Here is an 8,100-nt window from a genome sequence, read left to right as displayed (position 1 = left end):
CGACGCCGCGCAGCTCGCGCGAGGCCGACCGCAGCACTCCGGCGATGGCGGGCAGGGCGCTCTCGTCGCCCAGCAGCAGGACGGACTCGGCGTGCTCGGGCGGCTGGAAGGTGATGCCCTCGTCGAGCAGTCCCACCTTGCCGCCGGGTGTGACATTGTTGGCCCAGGCCGACGCCGGGCTGTCGTCGCCGTGCGAGACGAAGTCGACATCCAGCTCGGCGGTGGAGCCGAATTCGCCCGACCCCGCCGGGCGGAAGTCGCGCACCGTGTAGTTGCGGACCAGCGGGCGGGTGTCCTTGCCCATCATGAGGTACTGGGCGTACCAGCCCAGGGTGCTGGTGGAGGTGGGTAGGCGCAGCGATCCGTCCCTGCCCGGCAGGAACAACCGGAACCACTGATCGAAGCCCATCGGCTCGAAATCGCCCAGTCCCGCGCCGCCCAGGGTGACGCGGACGAAGTTCGGGCTGATCCGTTTGCTCGCGAGCACTTCCGCGCCGATGAAATCCCGCTGTTCGGGCTTGAGAAACTTTGGTTCGCTTCGCCATGGCATCAAGTTAGCAAAGCCTAACTAAACCAAGGGGTGTGAGCGGGCCGACGCAGCGCGCCGAGCCACTGTCTGGGAGGCTGAGGGGCGTGAACCCTTCGACAGCACAGGCGCAGGTCGTCGTCGACGAGCTGGCGCGCGGGGGCGTGCGGGATGTGGTGCTGTGCCCCGGATCGCGCAATGCGCCGCTGGCCTTCGCGCTACAGGCCGCCGACGCCGCGGGCCGCATCCGGCTGCACATGCGCATCGACGAGCGCACCGCCGGCTTCCTGGCCATCGGGCTCGCGGTGGCCAGCGGTCGGCCGGTGCCGGTGGTCATGACCTCGGGCACCGCTGTCGCCAACCTCGGCCCCGCCGTGCTCGAGGCCAACTACGCGCGGGTGCCGCTCATCGTGCTCAGCGCCAACCGGCCCTACGAGATGCTCGGCACCGGGGCCAATCAGACCGTCGAGCAGTTCGGGCTGTTCGGCAGCCAGGTGCGCGCCGCCATCAGCCTCGGGCTCGCCGAAATCGAGGACGATCCCGGATACGGTCGCCAGAACAGCGTGTGGCGCTCGGCCGTGTGCCGGGTGCTGGCCGCCGCCCGCGGCACCCGCTCCGGCAATGCCGGACCGGTGCACTTCGACATCCCACTGCGCGAACCACTGGTGCCCGACGCCCGCGAGGGCGATCCGCTGCCCACTGGCCGGGACAGTGGACGGCCCTGGACCGCAACGCAATACGCCACCCTGGATGTCCCCCTCGACATCGACCTGTCGCCCGATACCGTCGTCATCTCCGGGCACGGCGCGGGGCACCGACCGGAACTGGCCGCGCTGCCGACCGTCGCCGAACCCACCGCGCCCCTGCACGGGCCGCCGCTGCATCCGCTGGCGCTGTCGCTGCTGCGGCCCAAGCAGGCCATCATCACCGGCCGCCCCACCCTGCACCGGCAGGTGTCGCGGGTGCTGGCCGACCCGGAAGTGACCGTGTACGCGCTCACCACCGGCCCGCGCTGGCCCGATGTGTCCGGCAATGTGGTGGGCACCGGCACCCGGGCGGTCACCTACGGCGCGCCCACCGCCGCCTGGCTGGACAGCTGCCGCGAGCTGGACGAGCGGGCGCGCACGGTGATCCGCGCGGAATTGGCCGCGCATCCCAAACCCACCGGGCTGCATGTGGCGGCCGTGGTCACCGACGCCCTGCACGACGGTGATCAACTGCTGCTCGGCGCGTCCAATCCGGTGCGCGACGCGGCGCTGGTGTGGCATCCGCGGCCCGGCATCCGGGTGCTGTCCAACCGCGGCGTAGCCGGTATCGACGGCACCGTGTCCGCGGCCGTCGGCGCGGCGCTCTCACATGAGGGCCGCACCCTGGCCCTGATCGGCGATCTGACCTTCCTGCACGACGCCTCCGGACTGCTCATCGGTCCGGGCGAGCCACGGCCCAAGGACCTCACCATCGTGGTCGCCAACGACGACGGCGGCGGCATCTTCGAACTGCTGGAACAGGGCGACCCGCAGTACGCGGGCGTCTTCGAGCGGGTCTTCGGCACGCCGCACGGCATGGATCTGGCCGCGCTGTGCGCCGCCTACCGGGTGCCGCACCGGCAGGTGGACCTGTCCGAACTGGCGGTGGAGCTGACCCGGCACGCGCACGGCATGCGGGTGCTGGAGGTGGCCACCGAACGCTCCAGCCTGCGAGAACTGCACGCCACCGTGCGCGCGGGCATCGCGGACTGAACCGCGTCGGTGCCCGCCGCATCCATCGACGGCGCGGCCGACACGGGACGGGCGGGCCGCTCTCCCTGAACGCCAAGCGGCGGCGAACCCATCGGGGAGGTTCGCCGCCGCGTCCTTCGGGTCAGTACTCGCTGTCGGAGTCCGTGTCCTCGTAATCGTCGTCCAGGGGCACCGGAATGGACTGCTCGATCACGTCCGCCTCGTTCGCCTCCCAGGTGCGCTCGGGCTCCGGCGGCGTCTCGGTATCGGCGTCGAAATCGTCCGCGGGGTAGCCGCCGTCGTCGTACGCCGGAACGGTCTGCTCGACGAAGTCGGCCTCCGGTACATCCTTCATGGCGTCGGTGATTCGATCTGTCATCAGGTGCTCCTCTCCAGCTGAGTCGACGGCCTGACCGTGGGCCGGGCATCCGGCGCGCACCGCCGCCCGGCACTGTCGAGGATGCGCCCGATAGGCCGAGCTGGCAACCACCACGCGCGCACCGCCCGGTACCCGGGATGCCCGCTCTGCCTCGGATTATGCGCTCGTGCGCTATTCGCCCGGCAGCGATCCGTTCTCGGCCGGATGCTCCACCAGCGCCACCACCCGGTTGGACAGGAAGCGCGCGGTACGCACCGGGGTGCCGGTGCGCGTGATCTCGCTGACCTCCACCACCCCGCGCGCGATCCGTGTTTCGACGCGCCGCCCGGCTCGGGTCGCGCGCACCTCGTAAGTGCGGTAGCCGTCGCCGGTATCGACGACGATCTCCACTCGATCACCCTTCATCTACCAATTCTCCGCGCCGCCACGCGTTTTCGCTGCTAACGAGTCGGTTGCGGAGTGGCCGTGCACGCACATCCGCACGATCGGGCACGGGGCACCGATGAGTCTCGACGCGCCGAACAGTCCCTATGGGTGAGCGGACCGCCCGCCGTGGGCGTCCGATGCGTTCGGGAGGACCGATGGCTATGTCTGATACCGACAACAAGGCCGCATTCGATATGAAATCCGCCGCCGCGACCATGGCGGCGGTCGTCACCGCGATCACCGATGATCAGCTCGGGGCCGCCACCCCCAGCGGCGGTATGCCGGTGCGGCAACTGCTCGCCCATGTCGCCGGGCTCACGGAGGCATTCCGCGCGGCCGCCACCAAGGAGTCGATCGGCCACTCGGTATCCCCCACGGAGGTGGAGCCCGACCTGCCCGACGATTGGCGCACCCGGATACCCGCCCGGCTCGAGGCGCTGGTCTCCGCCTGGCGGGAGCCGTCGGCGTGGGAGGGGGACACCGAGGCGGGCGGGGTGCTGCTGCCCGCCCCTGAAATGGCGACGGTGGCCCTCAACGAACTGGTCATCCACGGCTGGGACCTGGCCCGCGCCACCGGCCAGCCCTACCACCCCGACAACGACGACGTCACCCTCCTGGCGGACTGGCTGCGCGCCACCCCCGAGGAGGGCACCCCCGGCCTCTTCGGCCCGGTCGTCGCGGTCCCCGACACCGCCCCCACTCTCGACCGCCTCATCGGCCTCACCGGCCGCGACCCGGCCTGGTCCCACTCCTGAAGCCCGTCCACGCACGTCGTGGCGCGACCCTCCGGAGTCTTGGTCGCTCCCGGAGGTGACATGGCGTGGCTCCATCCTCGACGGAGCCGTGGCACCCCCCGACGACTGTCGAGGCCGAGCGGGTCGGCGTGACCGGTGCGTTGGTTCCGGCCCGGCCCTCGCGGTTGCGGCGTTCGTCGATGCGGTGGCCGGGCCGAGACGAGTGGGTGTCGCGATCGGGCGCTACCTGCCCGCGGGCCTGGTGCCGACTCGGTGGAGCCCGGGCAGGGCTGTGTATCGCTAAGCGGGCGTGACGAATACGCCCGCGCGGGCGGCGGCCGTCGCGGCGTCGGCGGCGGCGACGGCGGCGCTGTCGTCGATGGGGTCGCCGCTGGCGAGCAGGCGGTAGTAGAGGGGGGCGGAGACGGCGGAGAGGAGGGCGCGGGGGTCGGTGCCGGCGGGGATCTCGCCGCGGGTGATGGCCGCGGTCACGCAGGGGGCCCATTCGGTCAGGCGGGTGTCGTAGAAGCGGCGTAGGGCCGCGGCGGCGGTGTCGTCGCAGGTGGCGGCGGCTATGACCGAGGTGAAGAGGCGGCTTTGGCGGGGGTCGGTCAGGGTGCTGGCGACCAGGCGGGCATTGGCCAGCAGGTCGCCGGCGAGGGTGCCGGTATTCGCGCGGGGGAGGGAGGTTTCGGCCATATCGACCAAGAGGTCGGCGATGAGGCCGGTGGGGGTGCGCCAGCGGCGGTAGACGGTGGTCTTGCCGACGTCGGCGCGGGCGGCGACCTCGGCGAGGTCCAGGGCGGCGAATCCCCGTTCGGCGAGTAGATCTCCGGCCGCGCGCAGGACCGCCGCACGGACGCGAGCGGTGCGCCCACCCGGGCGGACAGAGCCGGGGGTGGCGATGTCCGAATGCATAACGGTCCTCCAGTTCCATTTGTGTCGACGGCAGTGTATCGTCGGCCGCGTTAATGAAACTGTGGTTCTGTTAGGAGTGTGCAATGGAGTACCGTCGACTGGGCGCATCGGGTGTGCTGGTTCCGGCGCTGAGCTTCGGCGCGGGCACCTTCGGTGGGCGCGGAGAACTCTTCTCCGCCTGGGGCGACACCGACGCGGCGCAGGCGCGCAGGCTGGTGGACATCAGCCTGGAAGCGGGCGTCACCATGTTCGACACCGCCGACGTGTATTCGGACGGTGCCTCGGAAGAAGTACTGGGCGAGGCGATTCGTGGGCGACGCGACCGAGTGCTGCTGTCCACCAAGGCCGCGCTGCCCACCGGTCCGGGACCCTACGACGCGGGCGCGGGCCGCTCCCGGCTCATCGGCGCGGTCGAGGGCTCGCTGCGGCGGCTCGGGGTCGACCACATCGACCTGTTCCAGCTGCACGCCTTCGACGCCGGGACCCCGGTGACCGAAACCCTCGCCGCGCTGGACGATCTGGTGCGCGCGGGCAAGATCCGCTACGTCGGGGCCTCCAACTTCGCGGGCTGGCAGCTCATGAAATCCCTGGCGGCGGCGGACCGGCACGGCTTCCCGCGCTATGTGGCGCACCAGGTGTACTACTCGCTGGTCGGCCGCGACTACGAATGGGAACTCATGCCGCTGGCGCAGGACGAGGGTGTCGGCGCGGTCGTCTGGAGCCCGCTGGGCTGGGGTCGCCTCACCGGGAAGATCCGTCGCGGACAACCGCTTCCGGAGGGCAGCCGCCTGCACCGCACCGCGGCGGCCGGGCCGCCGGTGCGCGACGAACTGCTCTACGACGTGGTCGACGTACTCGACGAGATCGCCGCCGACACCGGGCGCACCGTCCCGCAGATCGCCCTCAACTGGCTGCTCTCACGGCCCACCGTGTCCACGGTGATCGTGGGCGCGCGCAACGAGGAGCAGTTGCGCCAGAACCTCGGCGCGGTCGGCTGGCGGCTCGACGCCGACCAGCTCGCCCGCCTGGACAAGGCCAGCGCCACCACACCGCCCTACCCGTACTACCCCTACTACCGACTCCCGGACTTCACCCGCCTCAACCCGCCGCGGGTCTGAGCGGGCTCGGTGGCCGGGCTGGTCAGGGCGCCGAATACAGCCCCTGCGCCAGCACCGACCACGAGGTCTTCAGATCGTCCTGCCAGTAGCCCCAGGAGTGGGTGCCGCTGTCGCGGTAGACGAAGGTCGCCGGAATTCCCAACTCGTGCAACCGGTTCTGCAGATTACGGTTGAACATGTCCACATTCGCCTCGATGAACGCGCCGATGGCGACCGTCTTCGGGGTTTCGATCGGCGGTTCCTCCCGGAACGGTCCGCCGGGGATGTCGTAGATCCCCGGGATGCCGTTGCCGGTCGAGACGAAGATATTGGTGCCGCGCAAACCCTCGGCGTGAATGGTCGGATCGTTGAGCTCCCAGAGCGGATTATCCGGTGCGCCCCACATATTCTCGACATCGCCGCCGCCCCACACCTCCACGGTCAGCCGCACCGCCTCCCGGGCGATCGGATCGCTGGTCTGGGTGATGCCGCTGTACACGGCGACACTGCGGAACATGCCGGGGTTCTCCCGCACCAGATTCAGCACCGCCACACCCGCCATCGACAGGCCCGCGATGGCGTTCACGCCATTGGTGTTCAGGGCGGCGTCGATGAGCGGCGGCAGTTCCTCGCTCAGATAGGTGTCCCACTTGTTGAGGCCCAGCACCGGATCTCGCCGCAGCCAGTCGGTGTAGAAGGCGAAACCGTTGGCCATGATCTGCACGACATTGACGTTCTTGTCGGACAGGAACTCCAGCGCGTCCGTGCGCAGTTTCCAGGTGGCGGTGTCGATTCCGCCGCCCGCACCGCTGAGCAGATACAGGGTGGGGCGGGGCTCGGAGGTGTCGGCCGGGCGCAACACGTCCACCGGAATGGTCATATCCATTGCGGCGGAACGCACCTGGAGGCGGATATTGCGCTCGTCCTGCACCTCGATGCTCTCGACGTAGGAGCCGTCCGGTGATCTCAGGTCGGGCACCGCGACGCCGGGAGCCCCGGTCACCGGTTCGGCGGTGGCCGCCTGCGCGCCGATCATGATCGATACGGCGGCAAGCAGCACCGCCAGAGCCCGTCGTCCCATGCCAGCCCTATCGCAAGATCAACAGGTGGGGTTACGCCGCGTGACTCAGTACACGTCGCGCACGTAGCGCTTCTCGGCGATGAGCTGCTTCTTGAAGGCCAGTGCGCCGTCCTCGTCCAACTTGCCGTGAATGCGGGCGATCCGCAGCAGGGTCTCGTCCACATCCTTGGCCATGCGCGCCGCATCGCCGCAGACATAGAAGTGGCCGCCCTCGCGCAGCCACGCCCACAGCTCGGCACCGTGCTCGATCATGCGGTGCTGCACGTAGATCCGCTCCCGCTGATCCCGGGAGAAGGCCAGATCCAGCCGAGTCAGGAAGCCGGAGCGGAACATATCCTCGAGTTCAGTGCGGTAGTAGAAGTTGTCCCGGGCGTACTGGTCGCCGAAGAACAGCCAGTTGCGGCCACGGCAGCCGAGGGCGCGACGTTCCTGCAGGAAGCCACGGAAGGGCGCGATGCCGGTGCCGGGACCGACCATGATCATGGGGGCGTTCGGGTCCAACGGCGGCCGGAAATGCGGGGCGCGCTGTAGGAAGATCGGCACCGGGGCGTCCGCGCGATCGGACAGGAAGGTGGACGACACCCCGCCGCGCCGGGACGCCGAACCGATGGCCTCCGGGTCGCCGTAGCGCACCACGCCCACCGTCAACTGCACCTCGTGCGGGCTGACCAGGGGGCTGGAGGAGATCGAATACTGGCGCGGTTGCAGCTTCTTCAGCGTGCCCAGCCACTCCACCAGATCGGCCCGCACCGGGAAGTCGCGCAGCACGTCCACCGCCTGCCGATCCCACAGGTAGCTGTCCAGCTCGTTGCGGTTGTCGCGGCGCAGCAGTTTCGCCAGCCGCGGGCTCGGATTGTGGTCGGCGATGAAGCCGAGCAGATCCTGCGACACCTTGGTGATGTCGAAATGGGTGCGCAGCGCCTCGGCGAGCGGCACCTCGCGATCGTCGACGTCGATCCCGCGCCGCCCGTCCAGCCCGGTGGCATCCAGCCATTCGGCCACCACCTTGTCGCAGTTGGCGGGCCGCACCCCCAGCGAATCCCCCACCTCGTAACCGGCCTCGAGCCCGCGCAGATCGAACCCGAACTGCCGCACCTCCTTCGCCGACCCCGGCCGCGACAGCAGCTCATTGCGCACCAGCGGTGCGGACACCGGCGCATTCCTGGTGAAGGGTGCGGGCGCGGTGCGCCGCGTACGCGCTGCCGTCGCGGTGGCGGACCG

The 8,100-nt window shown here is 70.2% G+C and carries 8 protein-coding genes and 1 pseudogene; 3 read left to right on the top strand and 6 right to left on the bottom strand.

Features of this window, described 5'->3' with window-relative positions; genetic code table 11:
* Positions 1-550: siderophore-interacting protein (locus QK444_RS27750; protein WP_282785099.1), on the bottom strand; the 550-nt coding region annotated here is incomplete at its 3' end.
* A gap of 83 nt (positions 551-633) precedes the next feature.
* On the opposite strand from QK444_RS27750, the gene menD reads away from it, so the two are divergent.
* Complete coding sequence (menD, locus tag QK444_RS27745) at positions 634-2,265, top strand: 2-succinyl-5-enolpyruvyl-6-hydroxy-3-cyclohexene-1-carboxylic-acid synthase (protein WP_282785098.1); 1,632 nt, start codon at positions 634-636, stop codon at positions 2,263-2,265.
* A 121-nt stretch (positions 2,266-2,386) separates the two neighbouring features.
* On the opposite strand, the gene QK444_RS27740 is transcribed toward menD, so the two are convergent.
* Both QK444_RS27740 and QK444_RS27735 read right to left on the bottom strand, forming a co-directional pair.
* Entirely contained in the window at positions 2,387-2,623 is a 237-nt protein-coding gene (locus QK444_RS27740) for a hypothetical protein (protein ID WP_029925976.1), read from the bottom strand.
* Between the two features lie 171 nt (positions 2,624-2,794).
* Positions 2,795-3,028, bottom strand: a complete 234-nt coding sequence (locus QK444_RS27735) for a hypothetical protein (protein ID WP_282785097.1) — start codon at positions 3,026-3,028, stop codon at positions 2,795-2,797.
* 182 nt (positions 3,029-3,210) lie between these two features.
* On the opposite strand from QK444_RS27735, the gene QK444_RS27730 reads away from it, so the two are divergent.
* Complete coding sequence (locus QK444_RS27730; RefSeq protein ID WP_282785096.1) at positions 3,211-3,804, top strand: TIGR03086 family metal-binding protein; 594 nt, start codon at positions 3,211-3,213, stop codon at positions 3,802-3,804.
* Between the two features lie 279 nt (positions 3,805-4,083).
* On the opposite strand, the gene QK444_RS27725 is transcribed toward QK444_RS27730, so the two are convergent.
* Positions 4,084-4,701, bottom strand: a complete 618-nt coding sequence (locus QK444_RS27725) for a TetR/AcrR family transcriptional regulator (RefSeq protein ID WP_282785095.1) — start codon at positions 4,699-4,701, stop codon at positions 4,084-4,086.
* A gap of 83 nt (positions 4,702-4,784) precedes the next feature.
* Here QK444_RS27725 and QK444_RS27720 point away from each other — a divergent pair, with 83 nt between their 5' ends.
* A complete protein-coding gene (locus QK444_RS27720) occupies positions 4,785-5,819 on the top strand; it encodes an aldo/keto reductase (RefSeq protein ID WP_282785094.1) in 1,035 nt (344 codons plus the stop codon).
* Between the two features lie 22 nt (positions 5,820-5,841).
* On the opposite strand, the gene QK444_RS27715 is transcribed toward QK444_RS27720, so the two are convergent.
* Positions 5,842-6,879, bottom strand: a complete 1,038-nt coding sequence (locus QK444_RS27715) for an alpha/beta hydrolase family protein (protein WP_282785093.1) — start codon at positions 6,877-6,879, stop codon at positions 5,842-5,844.
* Between the two features lie 45 nt (positions 6,880-6,924).
* A pseudogene (locus tag QK444_RS27710) lies at positions 6,925-8,100 on the bottom strand (molybdopterin oxidoreductase); the annotation flags it as partial.

Origin of the sequence: Nocardia sp. CC201C (assembly GCF_030010695.1) — a bacterium.
In the GTDB taxonomy this organism is placed as follows: domain Bacteria; phylum Actinomycetota; class Actinomycetes; order Mycobacteriales; family Mycobacteriaceae; genus Nocardia; species Nocardia otitidiscaviarum.
The sequence above is the reverse complement of the archived record's forward strand: the minus strand, read 5'-3'. Positions and strand labels throughout refer to the sequence as shown.

Bases quoted from the DNA above. Each gene is read 5' to 3' on its own strand.
- QK444_RS27740 (WP_029925976.1), bottom strand. From the start codon at position 2,623: ATGACAGATCGAATCACCGACGCCATGAAGGATGTACCGGAGGCCGAC.
- QK444_RS27730 (WP_282785096.1), top strand. From the start codon at position 3,211: ATGTCTGATACCGACAACAAGGCCGCATTCGATATGAAATCCGCCGCC.
- QK444_RS27735 (WP_282785097.1), bottom strand. From the start codon at position 3,028: ATGAAGGGTGATCGAGTGGAGATCGTCGTCGATACCGGCGACGGCTAC.
- QK444_RS27720 (WP_282785094.1), top strand. From the start codon at position 4,785: ATGGAGTACCGTCGACTGGGCGCATCGGGTGTGCTGGTTCCGGCGCTG.
- QK444_RS27715 (WP_282785093.1), bottom strand. From the start codon at position 6,879: ATGGGACGACGGGCTCTGGCGGTGCTGCTTGCCGCCGTATCGATCATG.
- QK444_RS27725 (WP_282785095.1), bottom strand. From the start codon at position 4,701: ATGCATTCGGACATCGCCACCCCCGGCTCTGTCCGCCCGGGTGGGCGC.